The 14,363-nt window shown below is 55.0% G+C and carries 13 protein-coding genes; 1 reads left to right on the top strand and 12 read right to left on the bottom strand.

Annotated features, from left to right (window positions below):
- Position 1: 1 nt before the first annotated feature.
- From JIN87_RS04960 to JIN87_RS04915, 10 genes are all read right to left on the bottom strand, one after another.
- Positions 2-1,333, bottom strand: coding sequence for a DUF1501 domain-containing protein (locus tag JIN87_RS04960; RefSeq protein WP_200354422.1), 1,332 nt, complete (start codon positions 1,331-1,333; stop codon positions 2-4).
- 48 nt (positions 1,334-1,381) lie between these two features.
- Complete coding sequence (locus tag JIN87_RS04955; RefSeq protein ID WP_200354421.1) at positions 1,382-2,941, bottom strand: DUF1553 domain-containing protein; 1,560 nt, start codon at positions 2,939-2,941, stop codon at positions 1,382-1,384.
- Positions 2,942-3,145: 204 nt separating this feature from the next.
- Positions 3,146-4,090 (bottom strand): alpha/beta hydrolase-fold protein, encoded by a 945-nt coding sequence (locus tag JIN87_RS04950; RefSeq protein WP_200354420.1) that lies wholly within the window; start codon positions 4,088-4,090, stop codon positions 3,146-3,148.
- 183 nt (positions 4,091-4,273) lie between these two features.
- Positions 4,274-4,681 (bottom strand): Dabb family protein, encoded by a 408-nt coding sequence (locus JIN87_RS04945; protein WP_200354419.1) that lies wholly within the window; start codon positions 4,679-4,681, stop codon positions 4,274-4,276.
- A gap of 77 nt (positions 4,682-4,758) precedes the next feature.
- Positions 4,759-5,250: a GlcG/HbpS family heme-binding protein gene (locus JIN87_RS04940; RefSeq protein ID WP_200354418.1), complete on the bottom strand. Its 492-nt coding sequence runs from the start codon at positions 5,248-5,250 to the stop codon at positions 4,759-4,761.
- A gap of 95 nt (positions 5,251-5,345) precedes the next feature.
- The gene (locus JIN87_RS04935) at positions 5,346-6,548 is read right to left on the bottom strand and encodes a lactonase family protein (RefSeq protein ID WP_200354417.1); all 1,203 of its coding nucleotides are present in this window, start codon (positions 6,546-6,548) and stop codon (positions 5,346-5,348) included.
- Positions 6,549-6,614: 66 nt separating this feature from the next.
- Positions 6,615-7,253 carry a response regulator transcription factor gene (locus tag JIN87_RS04930; protein WP_200354416.1) on the bottom strand — a complete coding sequence of 213 codons (639 nt, stop codon included), beginning with the start codon at positions 7,251-7,253 and terminating at the stop codon, positions 6,615-6,617.
- Positions 7,250-9,337, bottom strand: coding sequence for an ATP-binding protein (locus JIN87_RS04925; RefSeq protein WP_200354415.1), 2,088 nt, complete (start codon positions 9,335-9,337; stop codon positions 7,250-7,252). Before JIN87_RS04925 ends, JIN87_RS04930 begins: the two co-directional genes overlap by 4 nt.
- Before the next feature lie 157 nt (positions 9,338-9,494).
- Positions 9,495-9,818, bottom strand: a complete 324-nt coding sequence (locus JIN87_RS04920; RefSeq protein ID WP_200354414.1) for a hypothetical protein — start codon at positions 9,816-9,818, stop codon at positions 9,495-9,497.
- 113 nt (positions 9,819-9,931) lie between these two features.
- Positions 9,932-11,437, bottom strand: coding sequence for a nucleoside hydrolase-like domain-containing protein (locus tag JIN87_RS04915; RefSeq protein ID WP_200354413.1), 1,506 nt, complete (start codon positions 11,435-11,437; stop codon positions 9,932-9,934).
- 376 nt (positions 11,438-11,813) lie between these two features.
- Here JIN87_RS04915 and JIN87_RS04910 point away from each other — a divergent pair, with 376 nt between their 5' ends.
- On the top strand, positions 11,814-12,581 hold the full coding sequence (locus JIN87_RS04910; protein WP_200354412.1) for a hypothetical protein: 768 nt from the start codon (positions 11,814-11,816) through the stop codon (positions 12,579-12,581).
- Between the two features lie 109 nt (positions 12,582-12,690).
- On the opposite strand, the gene JIN87_RS04905 is transcribed toward JIN87_RS04910, so the two are convergent.
- Positions 12,691-13,086 (bottom strand): hypothetical protein, encoded by a 396-nt coding sequence (locus JIN87_RS04905; RefSeq protein ID WP_200354411.1) that lies wholly within the window; start codon positions 13,084-13,086, stop codon positions 12,691-12,693.
- 16 nt (positions 13,087-13,102) lie between these two features.
- The gene (locus JIN87_RS04900; RefSeq protein ID WP_200354410.1) at positions 13,103-14,341 is read right to left on the bottom strand and encodes a hypothetical protein; all 1,239 of its coding nucleotides are present in this window, start codon (positions 14,339-14,341) and stop codon (positions 13,103-13,105) included.
- Positions 14,342-14,363: the final 22 nt, after the last annotated feature.

The following is a 14,363-nucleotide window of genomic DNA, read 5'->3' as shown; positions in this document are numbered from 1 at the left end:
GTTACATGATTTCGCTCAGGATTCCGGGGCCCTTGGACTTAGGGGTGAGGGGGATGTCTAATCCGAGGTTGTTCGGCATGCGTCCGGTGGGGGCGATGCCTAGGCGGTCGTATATGCTGCCGATGAGATCTTCCGGATAAACGGGACGATCTGCCACTTCTTCGCCAGTGCTGTTCGAGGCTCCTACGACTTGTCCGGCTTTGAAACCACCACCCGCTACGAGAGCGGAGAAACAACGGCCGAAGTGTCCACGACCGCCTTTCCAGGGCTCCTTCCATTGAACCTTGGGAGTGCGACCGAATTCGCCGCATACCCAAACGATGGTGGAATCGAGCATGCCACGTTCGTCCAGATCCTGAAGTAGGGAGGCGATGCCTTGGTCCATCTGGGGCATCTTTTGCTCCATGGTGGTGAAGTGCATTTTATGCGTGTCCCAGCCCTTTGCATTGAGGGTGACGTATTTCACCCCGTTTTCGACGAGACGGCGAGCCATGAGGCAGGATTGGCCGAAGGAGTGGCGTCCGTAGCGATCGCGGAGCTCGTCTTTCTCTTGAGAAAGGTCAAAGACTTCGCGGGCCTCGCCAAGGATCATGTCGTAGGCGTTGCTGGTTGAGGTGTCGAACTCGCGGAAGAGGGGGTGGTCGCCGTGTGTTTTTCCGAGCGTATCCAGGTTTTGGAGAAGTTGGCGTCGCTTGGTTTGGCGTTGATCGCTTATGGATCGAGAGATGATGCCTTCGACCATAAAACGTTGAGCGTTTGGGTCGCCTCCGGTGGCGAAGGGCTTGAAACTTGGGCCAAGGAATCCTTCTTCAGAGAAACGGCCGTGGGTGGAAGTGAGAGCGATGTAGGGTGGCAGTAGGCCTTGATATCCTGCTTCGTATCCGGTGAGTTTGGAGACGACGGCTCCGATGCTCGGATAGACATGAGCTCCGCCTGACTCCCGCCCTGTCTGTACTCGGTAGGTGGCGGTTTCATGGGCATTGATCCCGTGGGTCATGCTGCGGATCAGCGAGTACTTGTCTGCTTGCTTTGCGAGCAGGGGGAGGCGGGAATTGATACGGATGCCGTCGACGTTGGTTTTTATGGCCTCGGAGTATGGACCGCAGAATTCTGCTCCGGCTTCGGGTTTGGGATCGAAGGTGTCGAGGTGAGAGGGACCGCCCCACATCCAGATTTCAATGACGGAGGTCGCTCGTTGTTTTGGGGCGTGAGCGAGCGTGGCCCCGAGCGATTCGTTGAGGCGAAAGAATGGCAGCCCGAGTGAGAAGAGGATCCCGGAGCGAATGAGGTCGCGCCGGCTCATGAAGTACTGTGTGGAGGGGTGATGGCGCATGGGAGTTTGGAGTGTGAAGTGTTGTGGCAACGACGGAGCGTTGCCCTCCTAATGTTTGTAGAGGAATTCTTTGGAGTTGATGAGGGCCCAGGCGACGTCGAGGGCCGCGTGACGGGATTGCTTGCCTGCCTGATTGATATAGCGGAGAGCTGTATCCAGTTCTGCCTTATTGGGATAACGGGAGAGCACGGCGAGATAGGTTGCTTGGACTACTTTGGATGGGTTTTTCCGAAGCGGTTTTCCGATCTGGCGGAAAAGAGGGCTGTTGCTGATCTGGCCTTGGATTTCTGAGGAGTTCAGCAGGGAGAGGCGTTGAGCGTCGTTGGGGATCTGGTTCCGTTCGTCGAGTCTACCGGTGTCACGACTGGGACGGCCGAAGGTTTCAAGAAACTGGCTGGTGATAGAGCCGTCGGCGAGAGCGATGCTTCGGTTCGCTTCAGGGATGAAGGTGAAGGGTTCGGGGATGGGGCTTGAGTAGCGTTCGGAGGAATTCGTCAGTTGGTTGAGGGCATCGACGAGGACCTCTGCTTCGAGTGGACGTAGGTTGTATTCAGCGTAACTGAGTTGCGGCTTCTTGGGGATGCTTCTTTGGTAGGTCTTCGAACTGACGATGCTAGCGATAAGGGCTCGTTGATCGTAGCCGGAGAGGATGAACGCCTGCTCGAGCTGGGCGAGAAGCTGGCTGTTTTGAGCTGGGTTGTGGGGTCCGAAGTCGTCAGCAGGGCTTACGATGCCAGACCCCATTAGCCAGTACCAGATGCGGTTGACGGCTACGCGGGCAAAGAACGGGTTCGTATCATCGATGAGCCAGTCTGCAAAGATCTGGCGTGGATCGGTATGAGCCTCTATTGTTATGGCTGTTCCGTCTGGGAAACGGGTTTTGACCTCCTCTGGAGAGCGGGTGTCGAAGTAGACGATTTCTTCTTTCCACTCGGCGGTTCGCTTGAAGGCGACTTTGGAAAAGAACTCGGCGAACTGGTTTTGTTTTTCAGTATCCCAGTTTTCGATACGTGTCCCTAGGAAAGTGAGCGCGGTGGCCGCTGATATCGAATGGGCGGTTGGCTCTTGGACGGCTCGGTAAAAATTGACCGCGGGGACGCGGTAGTTGCTACCGGAAGAGGTGAGCAGTTCGTGGGCGAAGAGGTCGTAGGGTTTGTTGGTGGCGATGCTTTGGCGGATGAAGCGATGGTAGGCTTGTACGCCGTTGGGCCAAAGGTTGATGGGATACTCGGATTTGACTCGGAGCAGGTCGCACCACTTGAGAGTCCAGTAATCGACGTGGTTTTCGCTAGAGAGTAGCCGCTCGACAAGGGCTGAGCGTTTGTCGGAGGATTTGTTGGAGAGGAAGGTGCGCGTCTCTTGGAGGGTAGGGAGTGTGCCAGTGAGATCGAAGTAGACGCGTCGGAGGAAAGTGGCGTCGTTGGTGAGCGGAGCAGGTTTGGCGTTTGTCGCTCGATAGGCGCGGTTGATGATGCGGTCTATCTGCTGAGCGGTTTCGTCAGGTCCGGCATGGAGGGAGGCTAGACCGAGCAGAAATAGAAGGCTGAAAACTGACCAGAATGAGCTCGCTAGCTGAGTTGAGTGCCGCTTTGAGAGGGGTGTTTTCATCGTCGGGGAGTACTCTAATCTTAAAGATTAGAACGACGTGATCAGCAACTCTATGAAGGGGGCAAGAAAGGGTTAATCACTCAGGTTTGACGAGTGATTAGGGAGGCTAATTGGTTGTATTCAGAAATCAGTATGGATCTGTAGGATGGATGACCGACAGTGGGTATTTGAGTGGGGGTGCCGTGAGCGACAGCTCGGCGAGGATCACTTTGAGTCGAGGAGGAAGATGAGTGGTTCGTGGAGGCGGGCGTTCCAGGCGATCTCAGAATGGTCTGTGCCGGGAAAGCGCTTGGAGATCCAGTTGGAGTCGTCGTAGCCGTGGCGGCGGAGGATCTTGTCGACTTGGACTTGGTGTGGCTCGTAGAGAGCGTCGAGTGTTTGGTCGCCTAGGTCGAAATAGAGTCGGACTTTGTTGGGATCAGGAAGATTGGCGTCCAGATAGGTGAAAAGAGCTTGGGGGATCGGATTGTCCTCGTTTGTGAAAATGCCTGGCCAGTGTGTGGATAAGCACGCAGCTCCGCCAAAGGTGTCAGGGTATTCGCAAAGCGCATACGTCGATATGAGCCCTCCCATGCTGGATCCGGAGATGAAGGTGGAGTCTCGGTCCGAGATCGTGGAGTAGGTCTTGTCGATGAAGGGCTTTAGTTCTTCGACGATGAAGCGAAGGTACTTGTCGGAGATTGGTTCCCCTGGGAACGCGGGATGACTTTGTCCCTTGCGAGTTCCCTGGAGGACTGCCTCGACATCATTTTCGGATAGGTTTTCGAAGGCTTTTTGCGGGAAGTACTCGCGGTGTCGGAGTTCGGGGCCTCCGTTCCAGATGCCAACGATGATGAAGGGAGGGGTCTTGCCGTCGCGTATCAGTTTCGTGGCGACATCGTCAGCGTCCCATGTTTGGCCATTCCAGGTTGCGTTGGAGTCATAGAGCATTTGCCCGTCGTGCATGTAGAGGACGGGGAGCGGCTCGTTGGGAGCAGCGCGAGGCGGGAGCCAAACGTCGATGTTGCGGGCGGCGACATGCTGGGATTCGAAGTTGGCATGTCTGATTAGCTTGCCTGCCACTACCTCTGGTAATTCGGAGGCGTGTGATGGGGCGAAAAGGGTGAGTAGAGAGAGAGTCAGGCTGGAGAATAGGGGTAAGCGTTTCACTCCTGGGACTATGGGGAATCGTCTATTTGGGAGCGAGTGGCTTTGGTTTGGGTTCTCTTGGAATGTTAGGACAAAACTTGGGTTGTGGAGTGTGGGGGGGATTGGGTTGTGTTGTGGCAATGACGGAGCATTGCCCTCCGGTGGGAGGGGCCGCCCCTGAGGGGAGGCGGCTTGGGAGTGATGTTATTTTGACCAGTAGTCGACTACGAGGACGTCCTCGAGGAGGGGGCCTACTTTGTCGACGAGGGCGACGTGGTCAGGGTGTGGCAAGTAGATGTCGCGGCCGGCTTCGTCGGCGAATGTCATGGTGATGACTTGGGTGAAACCCTTGTTTTTACCTTCGACGCTCACTTCTTCGCCGAGCTCGAGATACTTGAGCTCTTTGATCTTATTGGGCAGGTCGTAGATGTCCTTGATGACATCCGCCTTTTGCTCGGCAGTGACGTCGTCCTTGTACTTGAGGCAAACGACGTGACGGAGCACTCGGCCTTCGGCTGCTTCGCCGGCGTCGCATTCGGTGCATCCGGAGAATGCGCCAAGGGCGAGTATGGCGAGGATCAAACTGCTGAGAATGGTGAGTGATTTTTTCATGATAGTGAAATGATGGTTGAATGAGGGAGGTGTGGCGTGCCGGCGAGTGGCCGCCTTGCTGCGAATTGGGTTTGTCCTTATTTTTTGAGTACGGAATTGGCTCCGGAGTTCGCGACTTCGATGTCGTTCTCGACGGTGCCGCCGCTAACGCCGATGGCTCCGATGACATTCCCGTCTTTGTCCTTGATCGGGACTCCGCCGCCGAACGTGATCAGACCATCGTTTGAGTGCTCAATGTTGTAGATGGGCTGTCCGGGTTGGGTGAGCTTTCCGAGATTGTGAGTTGGGGTGTCGAAGTAACGAGCGGTTTTAGCCTTCTTGATCGCTACGTCGATGCTGCCGAGGTAGGAGCCATCCATGCGGATGAATGCTTTGAGGTTAGCTCCCGAGTCGACCACGGCGATATTCATGAGGGTGCCTTGTTCTTCGGCCTTCTTCTGAGCGGCGTGCAAGGCTTTGAACGCTTGCTCGTGGGTGAGTTCGGCCGCGGAGAGTTGCAGCGTGCCGAAGAGGCATAGCAACGCGCTGGTGATGCTTAGGGTGAGTGCTTTTGTTATTCGGTTGTTCATGGTGAAGCGATTTGGTTGTGATTGAAATGAAAGATGGGTGGCGGGTCGGCGCCCCGCCCTACAGAGGGTGAGAGATGTAATGGAAAGTGGATACTTTATTCCATTTCGAGTTGGATGCTTTGGAGGAAGCTGTGGTCTCTCGATCCGGCGAAGAGGAATATGTTTCCGTCGATCTGAGTTGAGGTCATCCCATTGTAGACGGGGAAATTCGACTCGTAGGTAGTGGAGGGGGTGAGGACACCCTCTGCGTTTAAGGTGCAGATCTGGATGGTTTGCTCGTCGCGGGTCGCGATCGCTACCACGGCTTGAGTCTCGTCGATCTTTTGGATTTCGATGCGAGTTTGGCCTTTGATCTTTACGTCTGGATTGTAGGTCAGGACGGAGTGAGGTATCAGTTTTCCGTATTGGTCGACCTTGAAGACGGATACGCCGTCGCCATGGTGAACGAAGCCCTTTCGCTTAATGAATTGGGAACGCTTGTAGTAGCTGTGGTGCCTGTGACCGGCGACGACGTAGTGGTTGTCTCCGAGTTGTACCGTGCTGAGTGGGTACGTGCCGTTGAGGTAGCGTGTGAGGTCGTCGCCGACGTTGCTGGTGTTTAGAAAATGCCCGTCGTCGAATACTTGGAATCCGCTAACGCCGCTGTCTTGAAATCCACCGGTGAAGAGGTAGGTCTTGCCTTCGATTTTGTGGATTCCCATTCCGATGATTCCGTCGGTGAAGATGTCCTCCGTGTCGGCCATGGATTGGACATGAGTGAGAGAGCCGTCGTTGTTGATGCGATAGGAGGTGAGGCCTGGCGTTTTTTCGAGTCCACCAGCGAACAGATAGGCCTGGTCCTTCATGTGGATGACTTGAAGTGTGATGATGACTCCTAGGTGGGTCTCGTCGGTATCGTGTTCGACGTGGACGCGTTCGAGCGTGCCGTCATTTTGGATACGGTGAACTTCGATGGCGTTGCCGAACTTGTTGCCGACGAAGAGGTAGTCGGTTCCGGCGATGGTGGAGGTTACGAGTCCGCGAGCGGGGCCTTTTTCGTTCCAAAGGCTGTAAGACTTAAGCGGGGTCAGTTTTCCGTCCTTGGCGACTTTGAAGGAGTCTAGCTCTGCATCTTGTCCACCGGAATAGGCGTAGTGCTGGCCGTCCTTTTCGTGAATGATGACGGTGACCATGGTTCCCGAGGTCGGCTGGGAGTCGACCTGTTCCGCATGGATCGCGGGAGCTGCGTGTTCCGATTCTCCGTAAAGGGGAGAGAGTGCGGCGGCGAGAAGTAGGGGAAGCTTCTGTACTAATTTCATTGCCCCGATTCTGCTCTAAATCGAGGAACTCGCCTAGTCACCTAAATCGATGACACTCGCTTGGCGTTATTCAATGATGCCGCTTCGCAGCGCTTTGGCGACGGCTCCTGACTGGGATTGCACGTCGAGTTTGCTGTAGATGCGCCGGAGGTAAGTGGAGACTGTGGCCTGGGAGATTTCGAGGGAGGATGATATCTCTTTAACGGAGTGACCGAGCGAGAGCTTGTGCAGCACTTCGATTTCGCGGGCAGCGAGTTTAAAGTCGTTGGCGAGGGCTGGCTTTCGGTATTCCTCCAAAACGAAACGAGCCACGGAGGCGCTAAGCGGGGTGCCACCCCAGACGGCGTCTTGGATTCCTTTTCGGATTTCTGCGGTGGTCGCGGTCTTCAGCAAGTAACCGGAAGCTCCGGCTTCCAAGGCTTCGAGAACCTTTTCTTTTTCTCCGAATACGGTGAGCACTATGACAGCTATGTCGGGAGCGTTTTGGGAAAGCTCTTTGATGCCTGTGATCCCGCTCATTCGTGGAAGCCCGAGATCCATCAATACGGCATGAGGGTGTTTCTCCGTTTTAATCGCATCCAAAAAAGAGATACAGCTTGGGAAATCCCTGCAGGACGCGATTTGTGGCGAACGATCAAGAACGCGGGTGAGCATGCGCCGATAATCGGCATCGTCTTCGACTATCCAAACGTCTATCGAGTTCATACGTTTGATGTTTTGTAGCCGTGGGTTGGCTCTTGGGAAAGTGACGCGAGAGGCGTTTTAAGATGGATGGAGGTGCCTGCTCCGGGGGTAGATTCGATCATGATCTCTCCTCTCATTTCGTCGGCTCGCTGTTTCATGTTGTCCAAGCCCCAACCTCTCTGGATTTGGGATGGTTCGAACCCGATTCCATTGTCCTTGATCTGCAGATACAAAAACTGGGAGTCGGAGCTTACGATTATGGAAAGTTCGGTGGCTTGGGAGTGGCGGGCGCAATTGTGTATCGCCTCCTTGAAGAGCATCGAAATGTGTCGCTTGATGCTCAGCGGAATCTCCTGCTCGGGAAGTTCTTCGGAGATTTGGTAACTTAGACTAACTCCTCGCAGGACTTTGGATGCTCGTTCCGATAGGCTGTCGAAAAGTTCCGCTAGGGAGACGTCCTGCTGGGATTTGACTTTGATGATTTCGCGAAGAGACGCGGTCGCTTCGCGGGCCATCAGGGACAGATCGTCTAGGTCGTTGGCGAGCTGTTTGTCGTCGCTCGTTTCGGTGAGCTCTTCGGCGAGTAGGCTTATGCTGCCCAGACTGCTGCCGACCTCGTCGTGCAGATCGCGGGTGATGCGTTCCGCTTGTTTGGAGAGTTCACGTTTCTTGCGTATCTGTTGATAGAATACGACGACGCTCACGAGAACGCAGAATAGAATCGCTGCTGCAACCAGGAGGCGGTCGCGCAAGTATCCCCAGATCACCTGAGTGCTCGCCAGTTCGGCTTCAAGGGCGGCGATCCGGCTCTCGAGCGGCTTACGTTGGGCGAGTGCTTCAATCCACTTCAGGTCGGGCAGGATTCGTTTACCGAAACAGTAGCCGTCGAGAAGGCGTGCTACCTGATTGGTGAAATGCATCGGAATGCCGTCGTGCTTGACGATCTCTCCGCTGACGAGGTTGCCTTCAACATCGTACATGGCTATTTCCCCGAGGCCGAGGATGCGGGCGTCGTTCTGGATCTGAAGCCCCTCCAGAGTGACCCGGAGATAGCGGACATTTGGCGGTTTTATGCAGACGGAAAAGAGAGCCCCGTACTGGCCCTTGTCGGCTTCGCCCGTGGGCTTGATCGCGGTGAAATCCTCGAAGGACGGATCGTTTGATACTTCGACCTTTACCGACTGCGGAAAGCCGACTCCCGGGAGGGCTAGACCGTCAGGCGCTTTTGCAGGCCAGAGATCGAATCGGCCGATGCGTTGGCTCTTTCCGAGGTCGATGGTCAGTTCAACCGTTTCGGAGATTTGGGCTCCCTCTTCGGAGCGGATCATCAGGTCCTCGCGATGCTCGTCGATTTTGCTCAGAGGGAAGCCCAAGCCACTGACGCCGTCCTTCAGGAATTCGAGGTCCCACTTCGGAGGGAGGGAGAAATTGCTCGATGCGGAGACGCGCGTGCTTGTCCAGAGGGCGACGTTGTCGACGAGGAAATTGTTTGTAGTCCCGCCCCAGATGTAGAACTCACCGAGGGCGAAGTAGTTGCTTGGATCTTCCTCTCCTTTTGCGACCGTTAGGCGAATCTTGTTGGTGACTCTTTCAATGTCCGAGAAGAAAAGAGGGTAGCGACCAGGGCTTGGGAAGTCTCGCTCCATCCAGTTCACGAGCGTTTCGAACTCGTTGGTATCCGGATCTCGGAATTCGATTTTAAAGCGCTTGGGGAAGGCGTAGGCGTTTCGCTCTTGCTCGGAAGGGTGATAGGCTGGAACGAGGGCGACGGAGCGGACGCGGAAATTCTTTGATAGATTGAAATCGATCGTATGCTGAGCCGCCTCGGTGTCACCGTCGAAGGACGAGTGGTAGCCAATCCTGTTTTGGGAGAGGATCGGATAGAGGTACGGAAGCTCTTCGAGTTCGTTGCGGAGCTGACCCAATTCCGCTTCGAGTTGCCGGATTTTGAGGTGGGGAAGGGGGGACCAATTGTTGTTAAGCTCGCTCGATGCTTCGTCGGCTGCCGCTGGTGTGTGAGGGTCGCTTGCGTAGCCCAAGCTGAGAGAGCCAGCGAGTGTCAGACTGGCGAACAGGGGTTTGAGCTGGTGGGTTAGCAATCGCATCGGAGATATAAATCGAGACCCATTCGGTACGGTTTTGCGAGATCTTTGATTTCAGGGAGGTAGTGAGTGAGGTGGGCCGTGACTGTTAGGCCCGACGTCGATGCGGCCCGCCTCTTCTTTAACTGATGGCTTTTGCGGCTCGCCCGGCGGTCGAGCCCTACCTTGTTTTCAAAGAGGTAATCTCGGGGAATGAGGACGATTTAGCCACGATCGGTTCGTCCTTGAAGTATGTTGTCTCTATGGAAGGTCCTCGGAGGTTTATGCGCTGGCAGTTGGTGAATTGGATCGGCGGATTCTTTTCATCGGTGTGCCCTTCGATCTTGAGGTACTTGATGAGCACATCGTGTGTATTCGAAATTTGGATGGGGGCTTCGCAGTTTTTGGCGACACCGCTGCTGAGCGTGAGAAAGGCGTGCCCGCGTGGACTGTTGCTGGTTCGCAGCAGGTTTTTGCAGCTAACTGCGGTTATCTTCTCTAGCATGACGTTCGTATTGGAAGCGCTTTCGCCACGATGGTCTTGTACGTCGACGGCGTAGGGGGCGTTCTCTGCGTAGACTTTACGGACGAATATGTTGTCGACCCCGTCGCTAACTTCTACGGCACCGCGTCGGTAGCTCTTTTCGAGACGAACGTTTTCGACGAGAACGTTGCGAACTTTTTGCCCCCGGAGATGGATACGGCATCGCGGCCGATCCGGTAGGCTTTTATATCGCGAACTATTCCGCCGATGATGTCGTCGCTACCTTCTAGTGGATTGATCTCCACTCCATCCTTTGAGCTATCGTAAAAGGAGCAGCGTTCCACCCGAAAGTCGCCTGCGTGTATACTGATCAGCGGAGATCGAACTTCTTGATCGACGCTGTCGTAGTTCCCGTGCAGCTCTAGGTCGGTGAGCTTTACGCCCTCGGACTCGACGACTATCAATTGCGTGCTGCCGAGCCCATCCGGTAAGCGAGCGTTAAGGCCCTTTAATGTAATCGCTTTGTCGATACGGATCGGTTCCTGTAAGGTGAATTGTTGCGTTGGGTCGCAGGAGATAACGGATCCAGCGGGAGCGGAGTCGATTGCTTTTTGCAATTGAGTTGGGCTGCCTGTGAAGTCGATGGTTTTGCCTTGGGGGCGCTGACCGGCGGCCGCGATGGCCCGCTCTTCGAGCAATGCGAAAATTTTCGGGCGATCGGCGCAAAGCAGTGCGTTGGCTTCCTCTTGGTTAGCGACGATCCCGTTGGTGCTGTGGTAGTCGAGGCCTCCGCCGAATCCCATCAGAACGAGGAAGGTCGCTCCGTCCGAAAAGTCGGGCATGCCTTTTTGGCGGCCGTAGCCGATCCACTTGGTGTCGAGGTAACGCCCGATACGGCTGTTGAGCATCAGTTCACGATCGAGCTCGCCGGCGGTTTGGCAGATGTTTTCGGCCATGCCTTGTTGCCCGCTGGGACCGAGCTCGTACATGATGACTTCCGGATGATTTTCGGCTTGGTCGTGAATGTAGTTGCAAGCGTCGTTGTCGGTATCGCAATTCCAGCGTCCGTGGCGTTGTGTCCAGTGACTGATGATGCGGAGGTTTTTGAGGGTGTCGATCTTACCTTGTTCGAGGCAATATTTGACGGCTAGAGAGAGCTCGGTGAGCAAGCCCCAGTTTAAAACATAAAGGGGACCTTCTTCTGCAGCTGCGATCATGTCGCGAATGGATGGATACAGGTCGAGGAATTCGTCGAACTGAGTTTCTGGATGAAGCTCGCTGAAGACATGTCCGGACGTGCTCGCCATGTGGAATCCGATCTCTGTTTGGTATGCTCCGTCGAAGACAGCATTCAGGTTGTCCACTTCGCGGAGGTAGTCGGCGTAGAATGTCTCTTCGCACCAGATTTTTGTGCCGCCCGAGTAGCGGTCGGAAGAGCCGACGGTTATGCCTTCGATCTGGTAGTGGTCAGCCAGCAGCAGGAAGGCGCCCATCGTGACATCGTCGTCGGGGTCTCCATGTCCTCCGACTTGGATATCTGTGACGACCCAGACGCGAGGCTTTTCGGGAGTCTTGGCGGCAGAGTAAGAGCAAAAGAGAGCGAGTGAGAGGAGGGGCAGGACCAGGCGATTGAGGAACATTGTTTGTTTGGGATAGGGTACCGCATCGGATGGGGCGAGTGATCAGGAACTGCTTCATTTAAGTGTAGGCACACATTCCGCGCATGGCTGCCTTTACAACTTGTGAGCGGGATCGATGCACGTTCGGAAAAAGGCCCCTACGTACCTGGGGCGAAGCGCTGGAAAAACGCGTGTTTTGGCTGTGGGCGCATTGTGAATTGGTTCAAAGCGCGGTAAACTCCCGCCTGCCCGGCCGCTGGGGTTTCGGCCTCAGTGTTGGGCGTGCCAAGTAATTCATTTTCCAGACCAGAACGGGCGATGTGTGTGAACCGGGGGCCTGTAGCTGAGGCTGCAGTTTTTTAAGTACCTGTTCTAATCCAAATTGGAGATATATTGTATGAAAAAAGCACTACGCTGTTGTTTGTTGTCAGCTGCTTTGGTGGCGGCTGTTGGTTTCGTTTCCCCGAGTTTTGCCGAAGAATCCAACCCTCTGTTGCAGGTCCGAATTATAGAAGTGAAGCCTGACCGTGTTGGGGAGTTTTGGGATCTTCAAAAAGAGATGCGCGATAAGAGAGTTGCGACTGGGCAGGATGCTCGTGGTGTTTGGAGAGAGTCGCGGGGCGCGGTGAACGTTTTTCATATTGTTGAAGAGCATGACAATTTCGCCAGTTTCGATGACACAGGGAATCCTGTGATGGAAAAGGATGAATGGGCGCGTTGGCTGGCTCGTATACAAGATACGATCGATTCTCACGAACTCGTAAACATAAAGCTGTACGCCGATTTGCGGATCCCCCCTGCAGAAGAAAAGGATCCCAAGCTTTTGATGCTTCGTTATCGCACGGTAGCGGCTGGCAAGATTGGTACGATGGAGGATTGGTTGAGCGAAAAGCTTGTACCGGCGTTGCGCGACGCGAACGAGTCAGGAATCACTTTTGGCAGAATCACGCTCGGTGGTAACCCAAGAACCTTTATCAGCGCGTCTCGCTTCGATGTTTGGAACGAGATGGATGAGCCTGGACCGTTCGCTGATATGAGCGACGAAGAGAGCGAGGCGTTTTTCGCTGAGTACAACGAGTGTGTCGTCGATGCCCGAAACTTGGTTCTACGTTACGTACCGGCTTTGAGCCATAAGGCGCCTGAAGAGCTTGCATCTACGGACTGAGCTCGCTCGTAGCATTTCATTGATCAGACGGGAGCCCTTTTAGGAGGGCTTCCTTTTTTTTGGGGGTATGCGGTAGTGGCGGCGAGCGTCAGCCTTGCTGGAGTGTGGGTTAATTTTGGATACGGGTTTCGTGCCGTACTTTTCCGTCTTCTCCGCGGTAGTAGTAGACGTCCTTGGTCATGGAGAGGATTTCCGCGGTGATGGGTTTTCCGTTTAGAGGGTGGTCCGGCTGATTGACGAATTTACCGATGTAGGTGAGGGTTCGTCCTTCGATGCTCCAGGTTCCTCGCGTTTCGAACTCTTCGACGAGCTCGTCCTTGATGGTGACGGTGCCGTGGCCGGTGAACGTGCCGTCGGGATTGTAGACGCTCGTGCCGTCGATCACGAGGTTGTTCTCTTCGTGGTAGGTGAACTTCCAGGTGCCGATGAGGAGCTCGGGATCGACGTCTCCGTGGAGGGTGAAAAGGGCGGATAGGAAGGCGAGGGAGAAGAGTTTGGTTAGCATGACTGGGGAGTTTCTCCTAGGGTGCCTGAAAACGGGGGTGGGTGGCTAGCAGAATTTCCAGGATATCGCGCTTTTGGTTTTGGGAGATGTGGGTGTATCCACTCTCGTTCACATCCGAGTTGAGGATGCGTTTGAGCTCGGGCCAAAGGTAGTCTTGGGCTTCCGTGGGGAGCTGCAGCATGGCTTGGGAATAGACAAGGTAGCTGAGTTGGTAGCGGAACATTCGGCGGTTCATGCGGAGCTGATAGAGAGAGCGTCCATGGGGATCGGCCGGCCGGTCGTCTTGGAAGGCTTGAGCGAAATTCGAGGGTGCGAGATCAATGCGGGGGATTCGGGCTTCGTCGGTAAAGAAGAGATACGAGAGAAGCTCGTCGGCAGTATGCTTGATGCGGCGGATGGTGGAGTCCGAGAGGGGGGCTTCGCGTTTTAGGAGTTCGTCGAGGATTTTTTGGTCGTGAAGTGCGCGTTGGGTATTGATGGCGAGTTTCGCGATAAGCGTGTGAGCGTGGGCTTGGTGTTCTAAAACGAGCAGGGCGACGACATCGCTGCTAGGAGCCAGGTATCCGTTTTCTGGAACATTCGTGAGAATATGATGGCTGGATATGGATGCGCCGTCGGCAGTTTCTTGATAGAGCTTGTTGCCGAAGTGTTCTTGGTCGGTGCCGGTGACGATCCAGCCTCCCCATCTTTTTTCGAAGGGGGTTGTGTGGTCGACGGTCCGAGAGCCCGCCTTGAAAATTGGGTGTCCGGATTCAGATGGGAATACGGAGCGTATGACGTGTCCGGGGACTTCTCTCGTGAAGGATTCTCCGTGGCAGCGGAGGCAATCGTCTGTCTCGCGTAGAAGTTGCGGGCTTTGTTGGTCGTTATTGAGGGTGTAGAAGTTGGTGCCTACTTTGGGATTTGCGACCGAGATTTCGAGGATCGATCCTCCAGGCACCCAACCGACGTACATCTCGTCGTTGAAGTAGATGGCTCGAGGCGTTTGGGGAGAAATGCGGTCGGCTTGCAGGCTTGTCTTGGAGAAGACGAGCACCTGAGATTCGACTGGGATGTCGAATGCGTCCAGAAACGAACGCAGGTAGCCGGACGGTCCTGCGTGTTCCCAGGTTTTTAGGTTTCCCGTTTGAGCGAAGTAGGAGCTTACGGAGTCTGGGCTCAGGTCGCTCTCGTAGTTGATCGGCTCCTGATCGTAGAATTTCTGGGCGAGCAGCGATGCGGGGAGCAGGAGAGTTAGGAGAGCGAATTTGAGCATAGGGAAGAAGGCAACTAGGTAT

Source organism: Pelagicoccus mobilis, from assembly GCF_016595505.1.
Taxonomy (GTDB): domain Bacteria; phylum Verrucomicrobiota; class Verrucomicrobiia; order Opitutales; family Opitutaceae; genus Pelagicoccus; species Pelagicoccus mobilis.
Note: the sequence above shows the minus strand (reverse complement) of the source record. Positions and strands in the feature narration are given on the sequence as shown.

Coding starts and splice junctions, on each gene's coding strand:
- JIN87_RS04960 (WP_200354422.1), bottom strand. CDS start 1,333: ATGCGCCATCACCCCTCCACACAGTACTTCATGAGCCGGCGCGACCTC.
- JIN87_RS04955 (WP_200354421.1), bottom strand. CDS start 2,941: ATGAAAACACCCCTCTCAAAGCGGCACTCAACTCAGCTAGCGAGCTCA.
- JIN87_RS04945 (WP_200354419.1), bottom strand. CDS start 4,681: ATGAAAAAATCACTCACCATTCTCAGCAGTTTGATCCTCGCCATACTC.
- JIN87_RS04940 (WP_200354418.1), bottom strand. CDS start 5,250: ATGAACAACCGAATAACAAAAGCACTCACCCTAAGCATCACCAGCGCG.
- JIN87_RS04935 (WP_200354417.1), bottom strand. CDS start 6,548: ATGAAATTAGTACAGAAGCTTCCCCTACTTCTCGCCGCCGCACTCTCT.
- JIN87_RS04930 (WP_200354416.1), bottom strand. CDS start 7,253: ATGAACTCGATAGACGTTTGGATAGTCGAAGACGATGCCGATTATCGG.
- JIN87_RS04925 (WP_200354415.1), bottom strand. CDS start 9,337: ATGCGATTGCTAACCCACCAGCTCAAACCCCTGTTCGCCAGTCTGACA.
- JIN87_RS04920 (WP_200354414.1), bottom strand. CDS start 9,818: ATGCTAGAGAAGATAACCGCAGTTAGCTGCAAAAACCTGCTGCGAACC.
- JIN87_RS04915 (WP_200354413.1), bottom strand. CDS start 11,437: ATGTTCCTCAATCGCCTGGTCCTGCCCCTCCTCTCACTCGCTCTCTTT.
- JIN87_RS04910 (WP_200354412.1), top strand. CDS start 11,814: ATGAAAAAAGCACTACGCTGTTGTTTGTTGTCAGCTGCTTTGGTGGCG.
- JIN87_RS04905 (WP_200354411.1), bottom strand. CDS start 13,086: ATGCTAACCAAACTCTTCTCCCTCGCCTTCCTATCCGCCCTTTTCACC.
- JIN87_RS04900 (WP_200354410.1), bottom strand. CDS start 14,341: ATGCTCAAATTCGCTCTCCTAACTCTCCTGCTCCCCGCATCGCTGCTC.